This is a genomic window from Actinoplanes missouriensis 431 (genome assembly GCF_000284295.1).
Lineage (GTDB): Bacteria > Actinomycetota > Actinomycetes > Mycobacteriales > Micromonosporaceae > Actinoplanes > Actinoplanes missouriensis.
The window spans coordinates 326,036-342,637 of record NC_017093.1; the positions used below are offsets into that span (position 1 = coordinate 326,036).

The 16,602-nt window shown below is 72.0% G+C and carries 16 protein-coding genes; 12 read left to right on the forward strand and 4 right to left on the reverse strand.

Annotation, left to right across the window (positions count from 1 at the left end; genetic code table 11):
• Nucleotides 1-71: 71 nt before the first annotated feature.
• Nucleotides 72-2,060, reverse strand: a complete 1,989-nt coding sequence (gene acs / locus AMIS_RS01570; RefSeq protein WP_014440431.1) for an acetate--CoA ligase — start codon at nt 2,058-2,060, stop codon at nt 72-74.
• Nucleotides 2,061-2,264: 204 nt separating this feature from the next.
• Here acs and AMIS_RS01575 point away from each other — a divergent pair, with 204 nt between their 5' ends.
• Both AMIS_RS01575 and AMIS_RS01580 read left to right on the forward strand, forming a co-directional pair.
• The gene (locus AMIS_RS01575; RefSeq protein WP_014440432.1) at nt 2,265-3,002 is read left to right on the forward strand and encodes a Fic family protein; all 738 of its coding nucleotides are present in this window, start codon (nt 2,265-2,267) and stop codon (nt 3,000-3,002) included.
• Between the two features lie 20 nt (nt 3,003-3,022).
• Nucleotides 3,023-3,499 carry a PH domain-containing protein gene (locus AMIS_RS01580; protein ID WP_014440433.1) on the forward strand — a complete coding sequence of 159 codons (477 nt, stop codon included), beginning with the start codon at nt 3,023-3,025 and terminating at the stop codon, nt 3,497-3,499.
• Nucleotides 3,500-3,764: 265 nt separating this feature from the next.
• On the opposite strand, the gene AMIS_RS01585 is transcribed toward AMIS_RS01580, so the two are convergent.
• Both AMIS_RS01585 and AMIS_RS01590 read right to left on the reverse strand, forming a co-directional pair.
• Nucleotides 3,765-4,568, reverse strand: coding sequence for an HAD family hydrolase (locus tag AMIS_RS01585; RefSeq protein ID WP_014440434.1), 804 nt, complete (start codon nt 4,566-4,568; stop codon nt 3,765-3,767).
• Nucleotides 4,569-4,879: 311 nt separating this feature from the next.
• The gene (locus AMIS_RS01590; protein ID WP_014440435.1) at nt 4,880-5,257 is read right to left on the reverse strand and encodes an STAS domain-containing protein; all 378 of its coding nucleotides are present in this window, start codon (nt 5,255-5,257) and stop codon (nt 4,880-4,882) included.
• Nucleotides 5,258-5,468: 211 nt separating this feature from the next.
• On the opposite strand from AMIS_RS01590, the gene ssd reads away from it, so the two are divergent.
• The 7 genes from ssd (at nt 5,469) to AMIS_RS41425 (ending at nt 10,653) form a co-directional block, all read left to right on the forward strand.
• A complete protein-coding gene (gene ssd, locus AMIS_RS01595) occupies nt 5,469-6,548 on the forward strand; it encodes a septum site-determining protein Ssd (RefSeq protein ID WP_014440436.1) in 1,080 nt (359 codons plus the stop codon).
• Nucleotides 6,545-7,780: a TadA family conjugal transfer-associated ATPase gene (locus AMIS_RS01600; RefSeq protein ID WP_014440437.1), complete on the forward strand. Its 1,236-nt coding sequence runs from the start codon at nt 6,545-6,547 to the stop codon at nt 7,778-7,780. The genes ssd and AMIS_RS01600 overlap by 4 nt, the downstream gene beginning before the upstream one ends.
• A 23-nt stretch (nt 7,781-7,803) precedes the next feature.
• Nucleotides 7,804-8,625: a hypothetical protein gene (locus AMIS_RS43585; protein ID WP_407921886.1), complete on the forward strand. Its 822-nt coding sequence runs from the start codon at nt 7,804-7,806 to the stop codon at nt 8,623-8,625.
• Between the two features lie 122 nt (nt 8,626-8,747).
• Nucleotides 8,748-9,335 carry a type II secretion system F family protein gene (locus tag AMIS_RS01610; RefSeq protein WP_231859363.1) on the forward strand — a complete coding sequence of 196 codons (588 nt, stop codon included), beginning with the start codon at nt 8,748-8,750 and terminating at the stop codon, nt 9,333-9,335.
• Between the two features lie 240 nt (nt 9,336-9,575).
• Entirely contained in the window at nt 9,576-9,704 is a 129-nt protein-coding gene (locus AMIS_RS43845) for a DUF4244 domain-containing protein (RefSeq protein WP_231859364.1), read from the forward strand.
• Nucleotides 9,701-10,060, forward strand: coding sequence for a TadE family type IV pilus minor pilin (locus AMIS_RS01620; protein ID WP_014440441.1), 360 nt, complete (start codon nt 9,701-9,703; stop codon nt 10,058-10,060). Before AMIS_RS43845 ends, AMIS_RS01620 begins: the two co-directional genes overlap by 4 nt.
• A complete protein-coding gene (locus AMIS_RS41425; protein ID WP_014440442.1) occupies nt 10,060-10,653 on the forward strand; it encodes an Rv3654c family TadE-like protein in 594 nt (197 codons plus the stop codon). Before AMIS_RS01620 ends, AMIS_RS41425 begins: the two co-directional genes overlap by 1 nt.
• Nucleotides 10,654-10,659: 6 nt before the next feature.
• Here the strand turns inward: AMIS_RS41425 and AMIS_RS01630 are convergent, their stop codons facing one another.
• The gene (locus tag AMIS_RS01630) at nt 10,660-13,017 is read right to left on the reverse strand and encodes a DEAD/DEAH box helicase (RefSeq protein WP_014440443.1); all 2,358 of its coding nucleotides are present in this window, start codon (nt 13,015-13,017) and stop codon (nt 10,660-10,662) included.
• Nucleotides 13,018-13,128: 111 nt separating this feature from the next.
• Here AMIS_RS01630 and AMIS_RS01635 point away from each other — a divergent pair, with 111 nt between their 5' ends.
• The 3 genes from AMIS_RS01635 to AMIS_RS01645 all read left to right on the forward strand — a co-directional run bounded on the left by AMIS_RS01635 (nt 13,129) and on the right by AMIS_RS01645 (nt 16,597).
• Nucleotides 13,129-13,485: an STAS domain-containing protein gene (locus AMIS_RS01635; RefSeq protein ID WP_014440444.1), complete on the forward strand. Its 357-nt coding sequence runs from the start codon at nt 13,129-13,131 to the stop codon at nt 13,483-13,485.
• On the forward strand, nt 13,482-13,922 hold the full coding sequence (locus AMIS_RS01640) for an ATP-binding protein (RefSeq protein WP_014440445.1): 441 nt from the start codon (nt 13,482-13,484) through the stop codon (nt 13,920-13,922). The genes AMIS_RS01635 and AMIS_RS01640 overlap by 4 nt, the downstream gene beginning before the upstream one ends.
• 263 nt (nt 13,923-14,185) lie before the next feature.
• On the forward strand, nt 14,186-16,597 hold the full coding sequence (locus AMIS_RS01645; protein WP_014440446.1) for a sodium-translocating pyrophosphatase: 2,412 nt from the start codon (nt 14,186-14,188) through the stop codon (nt 16,595-16,597).
• Nucleotides 16,598-16,602: the final 5 nt, after the last annotated feature.

A 16,602-nucleotide genomic window follows, 5' to 3' on the forward strand; every position in this document is an offset into this window, starting at 1 on the left:
CGAACGGTTTTCCGGCAGGAAAAAAGCCGGTGACGTCCAGAGCGTCACCGGCTTTTCTTGGCCTGGAAGGGTCAGTCTTCGGACTTGCCGGTCTTCATCCCGGACGAGATCAGATCCATCACCGTCGAGTCCTGGAGCGTCGTCACGTCACCGAGCGACCGGTTCTCCGCGACATCGCGCAGCAAACGCCGCATGATCTTGCCGGACCGCGTCTTCGGCAGCTCGGCGACGAGCATGATCTGACGCGGCTTGGCGATCGGGCCGAGCGTCTTCGCCACGTGGTTGCGCAGCTCCTTGATCAGTTCCTCGCCGGCCGCGCCCTCGGTCTCCACGCTGCCGCGCGGGATGGCGAACGCGACGATCGCCTGGCCGGTGGTCGGGTCGGTCGCGCCGACCACGGCCGCCTCGGCCACCGACGGGTGCGAGACGAGCGCCGACTCCACCTCGGTGGTGGAGATGTTGTGGCCGGAGACCAGCATGACGTCGTCCACCCGGCCGAGCAGCCAGAGGGCGCCGTCGTCGTCCTTCTTGGCGCCGTCGCCGGCGAAGTAGATCCACTCTTGGGAAGAGGAGTCGGCGCCTGCGCCGAACCGGGACCAGTACGTGTCCAGGAACCGCTGGTCGTCGCCCCAGATGGTGCGCAGCATCGACGGCCACGGCTCGCGCAGCACCAGGAAACCGCCGCCGCCGTTCGGCACCGACTGCGCCTGGTCGTCGACCACGTCGGCGCCGATGCCGGGCAGCGGCGTCATCGCGGACCCCGGCTTCGCCTCGGTCACGCCGGGCAGCGGCGAGATCATGATCGCGCCGGTCTCGGTCTGCCACCAGGTGTCGACGATCGGGGTGCGCTCCCGGCCGACGTGCTCCCGGTACCACATCCAGGCCTCGGGGTTGATCGGCTCGCCCACGCTGCCGAGGACCCGCAGCGACGACAGGTCGTACTTGGCGGGGATGTCGTCGCCCCACTTCATCATCGTGCGGATCAGCGTCGGAGCGGTGTAGAGGATCGACACCTTGTACTTGTCGACGATCTGCCAGAACCGGCCGCGGTCCGGGGTGTCCGGGGTGCCCTCGTACATGACCTGGGTCGCGCCGTTGGAGAGCGGACCGTACACGATGTACGAGTGGCCGGTGACCCAGCCGATGTCGGCGGTGCACCAGTAGACGTCGGTCTCGGGCTTCAGGTCGAAGACCGCGTGATGGGTGTACGACGTCTGCGTCAGGTACCCGCCGGTGGTGTGCAGGATGCCCTTCGGCTTACCGGTGGTGCCGGACGTGTAGAGGATGAAGAGCGGGTGCTCGGAGTCGAACGGCTGCGCCTCGTGCGAGCCGGCGGCCTGCTCGACCGTCTCGTGCCACCACTTGTCCTTGTCGGTCCAGGCGACGTCCTGGCCGGTGCGGCGGACCACCAGCACGTGCTCGATGCTGTCGGTACGCGACACCGCCTCGTCCACGGTCGGCTTGAGCGCCGACGGCTTGCCCCGCCGGTAACCGCCGTCCGCGGTGATCACGACCTTGGCGGCGGCGTCCTGGATCCGGGTGGAGAGGGCGTCCACCGAGAAGCCACCGAAGACCACGCTGTGCGTCGCGCCGATCCGGGCGCAGGCGAGCATCGCCACCGCGGCCTCCGGGATCATCGGCAGGTAGATCATGACCCGGTCGCCGGCCGTGACGCCCAGATCGGTCAGCGTGTTCGCCGCCTGGGAGACCAGTTTCAGCAGCTCGGCGTAGGTGACGGTCCGGGTGTCGCCGGGCTCGCCCTCCCAATGGATGGCGACCTTGTCGCCGTTGCCGGCCTCGACGTGCCGGTCCACGCAGTTGTACGCGATGTTCAGCTCACCGCCGACGAACCACTTGGCGAACGGCGGGTTGGACCAGTCCAGCACCTGGTCCCACTTCTTGGCCCAGGTGAGACGCTCGGCCTGGCGCTCCCAGTAGGCCAGCCGGTCGGCGTTCGCCTCGTCGTAGGCGTCGGCCTTCACGTTCGCGTTCGCCGCGAGTTCGGCGGGCGGCGGGAACTTCCGCGTCTCCGAGGACAAGTTCTCCAGGGTCTCGCTCATGAGGGCGGCTCCTCTGCCTGACCGGGGATTCTTCGTTGCACACTAGTTCTGGCCGGTGGGTCCGGCGAGGGTTCGTCCGCCGGGACGCGCCCGATGGCGTCGTATGCGCGCCGACCGGCATCCAGCTGATCGGTTCTGCGCGAATCTTGCCATTTCCACGCTCGTTTGTGCACCCCATGTTTCAGCTGTTTTACCGGTTACCGTGTGCACGTGGATCCACTAGCCCCATTGCTCGACCTCGCCGACGTCGCGCCCGCATTCGCCGAAGCCCGGAACACCGTCGACGCCGCGATGCGGCACCGCGCCCTGCGCCGGCACGGCGGTCAGGTCGCGGCCGAGGCGAGCCTGCGTGCCGCCGTCGCCAGCGCCGCCCTGGAAGGCAGCACGTACGACCTCGAGGAGGTCCGCGGCGGGACCGTCACCGACCCGACCGTGCAGGGCGCCCTGCGCGTCGCCGAGTCGCTCGGCGGCCTCGTCGACCTCTGGCCCCGAGCGCCCCGCCAGGTCCTCGCGAAACTGCACGTGCTTGCCGCCCGCGGCGTCGTCCACGACCACGACCTGGGCCGTCTGGTCTCCGGCGCGGAGCGGATCGACGCGCTGTCCGCCCTGGTCGCCGGCAACGAGGAGACCCCGCCGCTGCTGCTCGCCGCGATCGTGCACGCCGAGCTGATCACCCTGCGGCCGTTCGCCGGGCCGGCCGGTGTGGTGGCCCGCGCGGCGGCCCGCCTCACGCTGATCGGCCGCGGCTTCGACCCGCGCGGTCTGGTCGGCGTCGAGGCCGGTCACCTCGAGCGCGAGCCGGAATACGTCGGATCGGCCGGCGCCTACGCCACCGGCACCCCGGACGGCGTGCGGTCCTGGCTGCGGCACTACGCCTCGGCGGTCACGGCGGGTGCGCAGCAGATCGCGGTAATCGGCGACGGAGTCCTGGCAGCGGTCTGAGCGGCGGCATACTTCTTGGCGTGGATGACGACTGGGTTCGTCCGTACCCGCCCGGTTCCGGCCGCTGGCTCGTGATCGCCTGGGAAGCGGCGGCGCTGGGGCTGCTGACCTACGCCACGATCGAGCAGTTCGACCTGATCGGGCACGGCGTCCGGCTGACCGCCTGTGTCCTCGCGGCGGTCTGGGTGGTCGGCGCCTACCGGATCCTGCGGCACGGCGTCTACGTCAGCTCTCAGGGCGTGCGTATCGAGGGTCTGTTGCGGTCGCGGACCATGCGGTGGCGGGAGGTCGCGGGTGTGCGCCTGCACCACGCCACCCATCGCGTCGGGCCGTGGCGGATCGAGAGCGGGATGACCGTGCTCCTGGAGCGCCACGACGGGGCGACGGTCGGCACCGAGCTGTGGGCTCAGGGGGTCGACTTCCACGCCCGGCCGCGGCTTTTCCGCGACGTCTATCAGGAGATCCGTAACCGGCATCAAGCGGCGGCGCAAAGATAGAGCCGGCGTCCCTCGCGGGGGCGCCGGCTGCGCGCGTCCGAACCGGGTTATCAAGCGTGCACCTGGGTCGTTGTCGACGGTCCAGCAGCCCCTCGCGAAGCATTAGGTCCCGTCGCAACGTGCCTGCCGTGGCTGATCGCGCGTGGGTTCCCGGTGGCCGTGCACGGTTCCCGTTCGCACGGGCCCGCGACTTCTTTCTACGCCCCTTCGCGCATGATCACCAGATATGCCCGATTACTCAGACCAATGGCATTTGCGCTGGTCATTACGCTACGGCGGCCCGGGTGCGCCGGTGGCGCCCGTAGAGCGCGAAGCCGATCGCCACCCCGACACCGACACCCAGGGCCGCAGCGGCGACCGGCACGGCCGGCCGGTCACGCAGGCGTCTTCCCAGCGGTACGGGGTTGCGGAACTCCAGAATCGGCCAGGACCGCTCGGCCGCGACCCGGCGCAGCGCCCGGTCCGGGTTCACCGCGCTCGGATGCCCGACGGCCTCCAGGAGCGGCAGATCGCTGCTCGAGTCGGAGTAGGCGAAGCACTCGGCCAGATCGTAGCCACGGGACTCGGCGAGCTCACGGACGCCGACCACCTTGTTCGGCCCGGCCGAGTAGAAGTCGACCTCGCCGCTGTAACACCCGTCGGCGATCGCCATCCGGGTCGCGATCACGTCGGTGATGCCGAGCAGCGCGCCGATCGGGCGGACCATCTCGTCACCGGAGGCCGAGACCAGCACGACGTCACGGCCGGCCGCCTGGTGCTCGGCGATCAACGCGGCGGCCTCCGCGTAGACATACGGATTGATCAGGTCGTTGAGAGTCTCGGCGACGATCTGCTGCACCTGCTCGACCCGCCAGCCCTTGCTCAGGGCCGCCATGTAGTCACGGGTGCGCGCCATCGCCTGCTCGTCGGTGCCGCCGCCGAGGCGGAACATCAGCTGCGCGTATCCGGACTTGACCACGTCACGGCGGCTGATCAGGCCATCACGGTAGAAAGGCCGTCCGAAGGCCAGGGCGCTGGACTTGGCGATGACGGTCTTGTCGAGATCGAAAAAGGCGGCGCTCGGGCCCACGGGCCGAAAGTGTAGCCGTACCGCGCCCGGGACGTTCGATCCGTACGCCCAAGAGCCTCGTTGGTGACGCGCTGTGAAAACGGTCAGACGGGCAGGGAGTGTCGCATCGGGTTACATTCGGTACTCGACGGAACGGCAGAGTCTGAGGCAGACTTGTGTTCGCCACTGTGAAGCGTGTTGTTACGACCGCGTCCAGTGAAGCTGGCCCTCGGTAATCGCGCCCCCCGCGATTGCCGGGTTGATTCGGCTCGACCCCCCCGGAGCCGAATCCAAGGACGACCCCCGTCTCCCCCGACGGGGGTCGTTCCCGTTCAGGCGCCGGTGGCCGACGTGCGCTCCGGCCGGGCCTCGTCGATCGCCCCGCCCGCGGACGAGCTGATCAGGCCGAAGAAGCCGGCGAGACCCGTCACGTCCAGCACCCGGCGGAACGACTCGGTCGGATTGACCACCAGGAACTGGCCGCCGCGCTCGGTGACGTCCCGATAACCCTCGATCAGGGCGCCCAGCCCGGTCGAGTCGATGAAGGACGCATCGCGCAGGTCGACCCGCACGAGCGTCGCCGACCAGTCGATGAGCGCGTCGCGGATGCTCTGGGCGACGTCGTCGGCCCGGGAGTAGTCGATCTCACCCAGCACGGTGACGGTCACTGTCCCGTCGTCGGCGACCGTGGTCCGGATCGCGTTGTCCATGCCAGCTCCATCGGTCTGTGTCGGCACCAAAGATACCCAACCCGCCCGAGTTCATACGCGGGGCGGCTCGGCGTACCAGATCGTCTTCCCGGCGGCGAGTTATCCACAGGATCGGAAGTTATCCACAGGCGGCTCCGGACCCGTTGCCCGGCCGGACGGCGGCTCGCGACGGTGGGCGCTCGACACCCGCCGCCGAGCCTGGAGGCCCCCGATGCCCGCACCACGCCGTCCCCTGGTCGTGACCGCCGACCGCGACCTCCTCGACGACCTGCTCCGGCTCGCCGCCGCCGGTGGCGCCGAGGTCGACGTGGCGCCCGACCCGGCCGCTGCCCGCGCCCGCTATCCCGCCGCGTCCCTCGTGGTGGTCGGCGCCGACCAGGCGGAGTCCTGCGCACGGGCCCGGTTGCCGCGCCGCCCCCGGGTGATCGTGGTCGGCCGTCACTCGGACATGGACGCCACCACCTGGGAGTTCGCCGAGCCGCTCGGCGCCGAGCACGTCGCGGTGCTGCCGGCCGCCGAGACCTGGGTGGTCGAGCAGTTCGCGGCCCGTCCCGAGCAGCCGGACGCCCGCTCGCGGACCGTCGCGGTGATCGGCGGGCGGGGTGGCGCCGGCGCGAGCATGCTGGCGGCCGGGCTGGCCACCACGGCGGTGCGCTGCGGGCACCGGACCCTGCTCGTCGACGCCGACCCGCTCGGCGGCGGCCTCGACCTGCTGCTCGGCTGGGAGGACGTGACGGGTCTGCGCTGGCGCGGTCTGCGCGCCGCGGACGGACGGGTCGATCCGCCGGCGCTGCTCGCCGCGCTGCCGCAGCGTGGCGACCTGGTCCTGCTCTCGTTCGACCGCGACCAGCTGCCCGGTGTGCCGGCCGAGGCGATGGCGGCGACGCTGGACGCCGCCCGGCGCGGCCGGGACGTCATCGTCGCGGACCTGCCCCGGCAACTCGACGACGCCGCCGTGCTGGCCCTGCAGGCGGCCGACCGGACGTTGCTGGTGGTTCCGGCGGAACTACGGGCCGCCGCTTCGGCCGCGCGGACCGCCGCCTCGATCCAGGTGCACTGCGAGGACATCGCGGTGGTGGTGCGCGGACCCGCGCCCGGCAAGCTGCGGGCCCGGGAAGTCGCCGGCGCGCTGGGCCTGCCGCTGGCCGGCACCCTGCGCCCGGAACCGTCACTCTGCGAGAAGGTGGAGAACGGCGCCGCGCCCTGCGCGGACGGGAAGGGGCCACTCGCCGACCTCTGCCGCCGGCTGGTCGACGATCTGATGCGTACGGGTTCGGCGGCGCACGCATGAGCGCGCTGACCCATCGGGTACGCCACCACCTCGCCCACTCCGGCGACGAAGCCACCCCGGCAGCGGTCGTCAGCGTCGTCCGCCGGGAGAACAAGGTGCTCGGCGACACGGCGGTGCTGCGGCTCGCCGACCAGGTCCGGGACGAGATGCTCGGGGCCGGGCCGCTCGCGCCGCTGCTCGCGGATCCGGCCGTCACCGACGTGCTGGTCAACCAGGGGCAGGTCTGGATCGACCGGGGCGCCGGGCTGGAACGGGCCGCCGTCCGGCTCAGCGGACCGGACGAGGTGCGCCGCCTGGCACAGCGCCTGGTGGCGGCCTGTGGTCGCCGGCTCGACGACGGTCAGCCGTACGCAGACGCCCGCCTCCCGGACGGCACCCGCCTGCACGCGGTGCTGCCGCCGGTCGCCGTCGACGGGCCGTACCTGTCGCTGCGCACCTTCCGGCAGCGGCCGTTCAGCCTGGACGATCTGGTCCGGCACGGCACCGTCGCGCCGGCCGCCGCGCGGGTGCTGGCGGCGCTGGTGGAGGCGCGGCTGGCGTACCTGGTGACCGGTGGCACCGGCAGCGGCAAGACCACGCTTCTCGCGACGCTGCTCGGGCTGGTGCCGCCGACCGAGCGGATCGTGCTGGTGGAGGACGCGGCCGAGCTGCGGCCGGTGCATCCGCACGTGGTGGCGCTGCAGTCGCGTACCGCGAACGTGGAAGGCGCCGGCGCGGTCGGCCTCACCGATCTGGTACGCCAGGCGCTGCGGATGCGACCGGACCGGCTGGTCGTCGGCGAGTGCCGGGGCGCTGAAATAGTTGATCTTCTGGCGGCTCTGAACACAGGTCACGACGGCGGCGCGGGCACCCTCCACGCCAACGCGCCGTGTGACGTGCCGGCCCGGCTGGAGGCGCTCGGCCTGCTCGGCGGGCTGCCCCGGGCCGCGCTGCACGCGCAGGTGCTGGCGGCGTTGCAGGTGGTGCTTCAGGTTCGGCGTACCGCGGCCGGCCGTGTCCTGGAATCCATCAGCGTCCTGGTGCCCGCGGAGGAGTCCCGCCTGATCACGGTCCAGCCGGCCTGGGCCGGTTCACCGGGTCCGGGCGCCCCAGTGCTGGCCCGCCTCCTCACCGCCCGCGGAGTCCCCGTCCCGCCCGCTCTCCAAGCCGTTCCCGTCGCGCCGGCCGGGCCCGTCGCGCCGCGCGTCGGCTTCTCCGGGCCGCACGCCGTTTCCTCCGGGCGGCCGGGATGACCGGCGTGCTGGCGGCGGGGCTGATGGTTGCGGCGGTGCTCGTGGTTCTGAGGCCGCGGCGTGCGGCCCGGGCACGCTTGCCGGGGCGGCGGCGGGCTCCGGCGCGGTTCGACCCCGCCCGGGTACGCCGATGGCGCGCCCACCTGACCACCGGGCCGGCGTGGCGCCCGGTGCTGGCGGCGGCCGGTCTGGCGTCCGTGCCGGCGCTGCTGGCAGGGGGTCCGGCCGGCGCGGCGATCGCGGCGGTCTACGCGGCCCTGGCCGCGGGTGAGTGGGCCCGCCGGGACCGCCGGAAACGCGCGTCGGCCGCACGGGCGGCCGAGCTGGACCGCTTGTGCGCGCTGGTGGCCGACCTGCGAGCCGGCCTCCCGCCGGTGGCCGCCGCGGGTTTCCCGGGCTACTCCGCGGGCGGTGTCCCCGGCTACTCGGCGGCCGGTCCCTCGGACACTGCTGATCCACTCGGAGCGGGTTCGGGCGGTGCCGGCCCTTCCGGCGCTGCGGAGGGCGGCGCCGGGCGGATCCGGGAACTCGTCGCGGCCGTCTGGCGGCTCGCCGAGCAGACCGGCGCGCCCGCGGCCGATCTGCTCGACCGGATCGAGTCCGATGCCCGATCCACCGACCGGACCACGGCGACGGCCGCTGCTCAGGCGGCCGGGGCGCAGGCCACGGCCCTGCTCCTGGCCGGGCTGCCACTGGGCGGGATCGGACTCGGCTACGCGATCGGGGCCGACCCGCTCGCGGTGCTCCTACGAACCCCGGTCGGCGTGGCCTGCGCGCTGACGGCGGTGCTGTTGCAGGTCGCGGGGCTGCGCTGGTCCCAGCGACTGGTGGACGGCCCGCGATGACCGGAATCGTGGCGACCTGCCTGGGCCTGGCCGCCGTCCTGCTCGTCGTCCCCGTGAACAGATCCGGTCAGCGACTGCGCCGCATCGGCTCGCACGAGGCACCCGCCGCGAAGAATCGACAAATGCCGCGAGTGATCCCGTCCCTGCTGGTCGGCATCGGAGTCGTCGTGATTGTCGGGGGCCGTTGGGGCGTACCCCTGGGTGTGATCGCCGCAATCGGAGCGGAACGCGCGCTGCGACGCCGGGAACCGCCCGGAGCGCGTCGTGAGCGGCAGCGAGCACTGGCTGACCTTCCGCTCGGTGCGGACCTGCTGGCTGCCGCGTTGCGTGCCGGTGCCCCGGCGGACCGGGCTGCCGCAGCGGTGGCGGATGCGCTCGGCGGGCCGCTCGGGACCAGGCTGGACCGCGTCGGCCGCTCGTTGCGACTCGGTGCCGGTCCGGCCGAGGCCTGGGCTCATCTCGGTGACGTGCCCGGGGCGGAACGTCTGGTCGCGGCCGCGATCCGATCCAGCGCGAGCGGCGGTGCGCTGGCCGGAGCGCTGGAACGTCTGGCCGGTGACCTGCGTTCGGACCGGACCGTCGCGGCCGAGGCGGCGGCTCAGCGAGCCGGCGTCCTGATCGTCCTGCCGCTCGGGTTGTGCTTCCTGCCCGCGTTTCTGCTGGCCGGCCTGGTCCCGGTCGTGATCGCCGTCCTGAGTGACGTGCTGTGAAAGCCCCGCACCGCTCCCGGAACGACGGGCATGGCTTCGAGGCCGGTGCGGCTTCGAGATCGGTGCCGCTTGAGACCGGCGCGGCTTCGAGATCGGCGGGGCTTTGAGACCGGCGCGGCGTCCGCCGCGCCACCGCAAGACCGGCACGGCAGAAAGTCGTGCCGCCTATCTGAGGAGGACCACGTGCACACCATCGTCACCCGCTTCCGGCGGCTCCGGGCCGAGGCCGCCGATGCCGGAATGAGCACCGCCGAGTACGCCGTCGGCACGCTCGCCGCGGTGGCCTTCGCCGGCATCCTGCTCAAGGTGGTCACCAGTCCGGCCGTGCAGCAGGCGCTCGGCGGCATCATCGGCCGGGCCCTGAAGTGAAGCGGCGCCGGCGGCCCGGCCGGGACCGGGGTGCGTTCACCGCGGAGCTCGCGGCCGGGCTGCCGGCGCTCCTGCTGCTGTTCTACGCCGGGTTGACGGCGATCTCGGCGGTGACCGACCAGGCGCGCTGCCTGGACGCGGCACGTGAGGCGGCCACGGCTGCCGCCCGCGGCGCGCCGACGGACGGGGCCGCGAGGCTGGCCCCGGCAGGTGCCGAGATCCAGGTGTCCGGCGACGCGGAGACGGTCACGGTGGTGGTCATTTCCCGGGTACGCGTTCCGGGTGGCGCCCACCTGCCCGCAACCACCCTGCGAGCCGAGTCGCACGCCGCCCGCGAGCCGGAGCTGATCCCCTGATGACGCCGAATCGTCCGGCCGGTGGCCGGGCCCGCGACCGTCACCGGGCCCGCGACCGCGACCACGACCGTGACACTGACCGCGGCCGTCACCGGGCCCGCGACCACGACCGTGACACTGACCGCGGCCGTCACCGGGCCCGCGACCACGACCGTGACACTGACCGCGGCCGTCACCAGGCCCGCGACCACGACCGCGACCACGACCGGGACCGGGCCCGCGGCCGGGACCGGGGCGCCGCCTCGATCCTGCTGCTCGCGCTCGGCCTGGTCCTGCTCGCCGGAGGACTGGCCGGAGCGGCGATCGGCGCGGCCCAGGTGGCCCGCCGCGAAGCCCGCAACGCGGCGGACCTGGGCGCTCTGGCCGGCGCGCAGCAGGCGGTGCTGGGTGCAGCCCCGGCGTGCGAGGCCGCCGCCCGAATCGTGAAGCGCAACCGGGCCACGATGACCGCCTGCACCCTGGAGGGCCTGGAGCTGGTGATCCACACCAGCGTCCCCACCGGCCTCCTGCTGGGCGCTGCCTGGACAGCCGAGGCCGCCGCCCGAGCCGGCCCCCTCACCATCCCCGCCGGCATGTCAGGCCCGGCGTTCTGACCGGAGTCAGGAGGGTGGGAGGGCGGCCAGGACGGTGTCGAGGACCTTCACCGCTGCGTGTTTGTCGAGGGGGTTGTTGCCGTTTCCGCACTTCGGGGACTGGACGCACGCCGGGCAACCTGCCTCGCAGACGCACGCGGCGATGGCCTCGCGGGTGGCCCGCAGCCAGTCCGCCGCCACCCCGTACGCCCGCTCGGCGAAGCCCGCCCCGCCGGGATGGCCGTCGTAGACGAAGACCGTCGGGGCCTCGGTGTCCGCGTGGTTCGCGGTGGAGAGGCCGCCGATGTCCCACCTGTCGCAGGTGGCGATCAGCGGCAGCAGGCCGATGCCGGCGTGCTCGGCCGCGTGCAGGGCGCCCGGGAAGTCGGCCGGTTCGACGCCGGCTGAGACCAGGGCCTCCGGCGAGATGGTGAACCAGACGGCGACGGTACGCAGTTCGCGCACCGGGAGGTCGAGCGGTTTGGTGTCGATCACCTCGCCGGTGCCGATCCGGCGGCGCTGGTACGACACCACCTGGTTCGTCACGTCCACCTCGCCGAGGAAGAGGCCGACCGGGCCGGCGTCGACGTACGAGCGGACGTTCACCACGGACAGGTTCGTCACGTCACGGGCGTGTGTGGTCCAGTCCGGCTCCTGCTGGTGCACCAGGGCGATCGCGTCGTCCAGGTCCAGCTCGTCCACCACGTACGAGACGCCCTGGTGCAGGTAGACCGCGCCGGTGTGCAGCATGACGTGCGAGGAGCCGTGGTCGACGGTGCCGAGCAGCCGGCCGGTCGACGACTCGACCACGGCGACCGGGGCGCCGCCGGTGCCGCGCAGGTCCACGTCGGGCCGTCCGCGGTGCGTCCAGTACCAGCCGGACGGCCGGCGTCGCAGCACGCCTTCCCCGGCCAGCGCGTGCACCGCGGCGACGGCCGCCTCGCCGCCGAAGAGTTCCAGGTCGGCGTCGGTGAGCGGCGCCTCGGAGGCGGCGCAGCAGAGTTGCGGACCGAGGACGTAGGGGTTGGCGGGGTCGAGCACGGTGGCCTCGACGGGACGGCCGAAGACGGCTTCCGGGTGGTGCACGAGGTAGGTGTCGAGCGGGTCGTCCCGGGCGATCAGCACGGCGAGCGCCTCACCGCCGGCCCGCCCGGCCCGTCCGGCCTGCTGCCAGAGCGAAGCCCGGGTGCCCGGATATCCGCAGATCAGCACGGCGTCGAGGCCGACCAGGTCGACGCCGAGTTCGAGCGCGTTCGTGGAGGCGAGGCCGAGCAGCTCACCGGAGAGCAGGGATCGCTCGATCGCCCGCCGGTCCTCGCGCAGGTAACCGGCGCGGTAGGCGGCGACCCGGTCGCCGAGCCCGGGAACGGCTTCGTCGAGGGATCGCCGGGTCATCGACGCGACGACTTCGGCGCCGCGCCGGGAGCGGACGAAGGCGAGGGTACGGGTACCGGCCACGACCGCGTCGGTGAGCAGATCCGCGGTCTCTCGCAGGGCGGACCGGCGGATCGGAGGCAGCTCGACGTCGGTGAAGTCGGACGTGTCGGACGGCAGCGACACACTGGACGCGGGAAGCAGCGGCGGCTCCCACAGGGCGAACGTCACCCCGCCGCGCGGCGACGTGTCCTCTGTGACCTCTGTCACGTCAAGTCCGGTGAGCCGGGACGCCGCTCCGGCCGGGTCGCCGGAGGTCGCCGAGGCGAGGATGAACGTGGGCGACGACCCGTACCGGGCCGCGGCTCGGCGCAGTCTTCGCAGGACATGGGCGACGTGGGAGCCGAACACCCCGCGGTACGTGTGGCACTCGTCGATCACCACGTACGAGAGGCGGCGGAGAAAGACCCCCCACCGGGCGTGCCCGGGCAGCAGCGAGTGATGCAGCATGTCGGGGTTCGTCAGCACGAACCGCGAGTGCTGGCGCACCCATTCGCGCTCCTCGCGCGGGGTGTCGCCGTCGAAGGTGGCGGGGCGCACGCCGTCCAGGCCGAGCCGGGCGATCGCACGGAGCTGATCGGCCGCGAGCGCCTTGGTAGGTGACAGATACAGCACGGTCGCCTTAGGGTCCCTGGCGAGCGCGCTGAGAGCAGGCAGCTGGTACGCGAGGGATTTGCCCGACGCGGTGCCGGTGGCCAGCACGACGTGCGTGCCCTCCCAGGCGAGGGTGGCGGCGGCAGCCTGATGCTTCCACGGCGCGATGATCCGTTGCGCGGTGAACGCGTCACGCACCGCGGGGTCGGTCCATCCGGGCCACGGCGCCGCCTGCCCGGCCCGGGGTGGCACTCGCTCGATGTGCGTGATCGGGGACACCTCCGCCGCGGTGCCGCGAGTTCGCAGTCGATGCAGCAGCTCAGCAGGACCGAAGGCGGTGGAGGTCACGCATTGCACTGTGACACCGGTATGCCCCGAACCTCAAACGGGTAGGACGGTGGGTGCCACGCGTCGCCCGATGTCGGTCGGTGGTTAGATTTCGCGGGGGGAGATCAGGGAGGAGGACCGATGGAGCTGTCGCTGGCGGACCGCACCGTCGCTGGGCACACTGTGCTCGAAGTCGGTGGTGAGGTCGACGTCTACACCGCCCCTCGGCTGCGTGAGCGGCTGATCGAGCTGGTGGACGCGGGTGCACGTGACGTCGTCGTCGATCTGGAGAGGGTCGAGTTCCTCGACTCGACGGGTCTCGGCGTCCTGGTCGGTGCCCTCAAGCGCCTGCGAACCGCGCACGGGACGTTCGGTCTCGTCTGCGCGAAGGAGCCGCTCCTCAAGATCTTCCGGATCACCGCGCTGGACCAGGTTTTCCCGATCTTTCCAACGGTCGAGGCGGCCACCGAACGCGACGGCAGCGGTCCTGTTTCGTGATGGCTACGGTTCGGCTCTCCTTCTCGCCGGCTCCGGTGCACGTGCGCACCGCGCGACTGGTCGGTGTCGCGGTCGCGCGCCGGGCGGGTGTCGCCGAGGAGCTGCTCGACGAGGTCCGGCTGGCGATCGGTGAGGCCTGCACGCGTGCCGTGACCCTGCACCGTCAGTACGGCCTCACCGACCTGGTCACGGTGGAGATGTCCGACTCGGACTCGTACACCGTCCGGGTCATCGATCATGCCCCGATCGAGGCGAGTGTGGGGCTGACGAAGCTGCCCCCGGACGAGCTCGCCGACGAGTCGCTGACCGACGACGCGCTGACCACGGGTGTCGGATTTGCACTCCTTGCCGGATTTGTTGATGATTTGCAGGTGCGTCCGGTGGATGATGGCCCGGGCACCGAAGTGCGCATGGTCTGGCCTGTAACCCGCCGCTGAGCAAAAAGCGCCGCAGCCTGCACAAAGAGATCAACCGCGCCCTATACCCGCTCGCCGCGCCGCTAACACAGCGGCAAACATCACCGCGACACGGCTGCGTGCAGGTGTGACGATCGCCATACCGGCCCTATACAGTACGCGAGTTGTCAGCTACTGCTGGTCCGCGTCCGCGGGCCTGGTCGGTCGTTCCCCGCGATCCGGGGAATGCGCCCGGAGGTCTCGTCCGCCGTCCGGGTGCGATCGGTGTGTACAGGAGGACATTGATGTCCGGGACCTCGATAGACCTCGCCGCCGAGGGTGGCGGGGTGTCCCTGAGTGGTGAGAACCTCTCCTACGTCATCGTCGCGCTGGCGTTCGCGCTGGTGGCGCTCGGCTTCGCCGCTATGTTCGTCCAATCCGTGCTGCGTACCGGTCGCGGCACCCCGAAGATGCAGGAGATCGCCGGCGCCGTGCAGGAGGGCGCTTCGGCGTACCTGATCCGGCAGTTCCGGACCCTGGCGATCTTCGTGGTGATCGCGGTCGTCCTGCTGTTCCTGCTCCCGGTGCACGCCACCGAGAACGAGACGCTCGTCAAGATCGGCAGGTCGGCGTTCTTCATCGTCGGCGCGATCTTCAGCTCGTTCATCGGCGGCGCCGGCATGGCGCTGGCGACCCGGGCCAACCTGCGGGTGGCAGCCGCCGCCGGCGAGGAGGGCGGCCGGGAGAAGGCGATGGGCATCGCGTTCCGCACCGGCGGCGTGGTGGGCTTCCTCACCGTGGGCCTCGGCCTGTTCGGTGCGGCGCTCGTCGTCTGGATCTTCAAGGAGGACGCGCCCACGGTCCTGGAGGGCTTCGGCTTCGGCGCCGCGCTGCTCGCGATGTTCATGCGGGTCGGCGGCGGCATCTTCACCAAGGCCGCCGACGTCGGCGCCGACCTGGTCGGCAAGGTCGAGCAGGGCATTCCGGAGGACGACCCGCGCAACGCCGCCACGATCGCGGACAACGTGGGCGACAACGTCGGTGACTGTGCCGGCATGGCCGCCGACCTGTTCGAGTCCTACGCGGTGACCCTCGTCGCGGCGCTGATCCTGGGTCAGGCCGCGTTCGGCCAGGACGGCCTGATCTTCCCGCTCATCGTCTCCACGATCGGCGTGCTGATCGCGATCATCGGGGTCTTCATCACCCGGCTGCGCAAGAGCGACCGCAACGCCCTCACCGCGATCAACCGGGCCTTCTACATCTCGGCCGCGATCTCCGCGATCGCGGTGGCCGTGGTCAGCTTCCTCTACCTGCCGGACACCTTCGCCGGCTTCGGCGACACCGGCATCGCCGAGGACATCCTGGCCAGCGACCGGAACCCGCAGCTCGTGGCGATCGGCGCGGTCATCATCGGCATCGTGCTGGCCGCCGCCATCCAGGCGCTGACCGGCTACTTCACCGAGACGAACCGGCGCCCGGTGCAGGACATCGGCAAGTCGTCGCAGACCGGCGCGGCCACCGTGGTCCTGGCCGGCATCAGCGTCGGCCTGGAGTCGGCGGTCTACTCGGCCCTGCTGCTCGGCGCCGGCGTCTACGGCGCGTTCCTGCTCGGCGGCTCGTCGCTGACCCTGTCGCTGTTCGCGGTGGCGCTGGCCGGCACCGGCCTGCTCACCACGGTCGGCGTGATCGTGGCGATGGACACGTTCGGCCCGATCTCGGACAACGCGCAGGGCATCGCGGAGATGTCCGGTGACATCGACGAGCGCGGCGCGCGGACCCTCACCGAGCTGGACGCGGTCGGCAACACCACGAAGGCGATCACCAAGGGCATCGCGATCGCCACGGCGGTGCTCGCCGCCACGGCGCTGTTCGGGTCGTACACGAACAGCCTGGCCGACTCGATGGCCGACGCCGGGGTGACCGACACGGCCGCCGAGATCCTCTCGGTGCTCAACATCGCCAACCCGCGCAGCCTGGTCGGCCTGCTGGTCGGCGCCGCGGTGGTCTTCCTCTTCTCCGGTCTGGCGATCAACGCGGTGTCCCGCTCGGCGGGCGCCGTGGTGATGGAGGTCCGCCGCCAGTTCCGCGAGTTCCCGGGGATCATGGACTACACGCAGCGCCCCGAGTACGGCCGCGTGGTCGACATCTGCACCCGGGACGCGCAGCGTGAGCTGCTCACCCCCGGTCTGCTCGCGATCCTGGCCCCGATCGCCGTCGGCTTCGGGCTGGGCCCGGGCGCGCTGGCGGCGTACCTGGCCGGCGCGATCGGCGCGGGCACGCTGATGGCGGTCTTCCTGTCCAACTCCGGCGGCGCGTGGGACAACGCGAAGAAGCTGGTCGAGGACGGCGCCTTCGGTGGCAAGGGCTCCGAGGCGCACGCCGCCACGGTGATCGGCGACACGGTCGGCGACCCGTTCAAGGACACCGCCGGTCCGGCCATCAACCCGCTGCTCAAGGTGATGAACCTGGTCTCGCTGCTGATCGCCCCGGCGGTCGTGGCGGTGAGTTACGGCGACGACGCGAGCGTCGGCGTCCGGGTCGGTGTCGCGGTCCTGGCCGTGGCGATCATCGCGGGCGCCGTGATCTGGAGCAAGCGTAAGCCGATCTCGATGGGCGACGACGCCGCCACGGCGTCCGCAGCCGGCGCCGCCGACACCGCGAAGGCCGCGCAGGACGCTCGCGAGACGTCCACGTCCCGCGTGAAGGACAACGTCTGACCAGG

Excerpts from the sequence above, each read along its gene's own strand:
- AMIS_RS01610 (WP_231859363.1), top strand. The coding sequence starts at position 8,748 with ATGCCGCGAGTGATCCCGTCCCTGCTGGTCGGCATCGGAGTCGTCGTG.
- AMIS_RS01590 (WP_014440435.1), bottom strand. The coding sequence starts at position 5,257 with ATGGACAACGCGATCCGGACCACGGTCGCCGACGACGGGACAGTGACC.
- ssd (WP_014440436.1), top strand. The coding sequence starts at position 5,469 with ATGCCCGCACCACGCCGTCCCCTGGTCGTGACCGCCGACCGCGACCTC.
- AMIS_RS43585 (WP_407921886.1), top strand. The coding sequence starts at position 7,804 with ATGGTTGCGGCGGTGCTCGTGGTTCTGAGGCCGCGGCGTGCGGCCCGG.
- AMIS_RS01645 (WP_014440446.1), top strand. The coding sequence starts at position 14,186 with ATGTCCGGGACCTCGATAGACCTCGCCGCCGAGGGTGGCGGGGTGTCC.
- AMIS_RS01600 (WP_014440437.1), top strand. The coding sequence starts at position 6,545 with ATGAGCGCGCTGACCCATCGGGTACGCCACCACCTCGCCCACTCCGGC.
- AMIS_RS43845 (WP_231859364.1), top strand. The coding sequence starts at position 9,576 with ATGAGCACCGCCGAGTACGCCGTCGGCACGCTCGCCGCGGTGGCCTTC.
- AMIS_RS01635 (WP_014440444.1), top strand. The coding sequence starts at position 13,129 with ATGGAGCTGTCGCTGGCGGACCGCACCGTCGCTGGGCACACTGTGCTC.
- acs (WP_014440431.1), bottom strand. The coding sequence starts at position 2,060 with ATGAGCGAGACCCTGGAGAACTTGTCCTCGGAGACGCGGAAGTTCCCG.
- AMIS_RS41425 (WP_014440442.1), top strand. The coding sequence starts at position 10,060 with ATGACGCCGAATCGTCCGGCCGGTGGCCGGGCCCGCGACCGTCACCGG.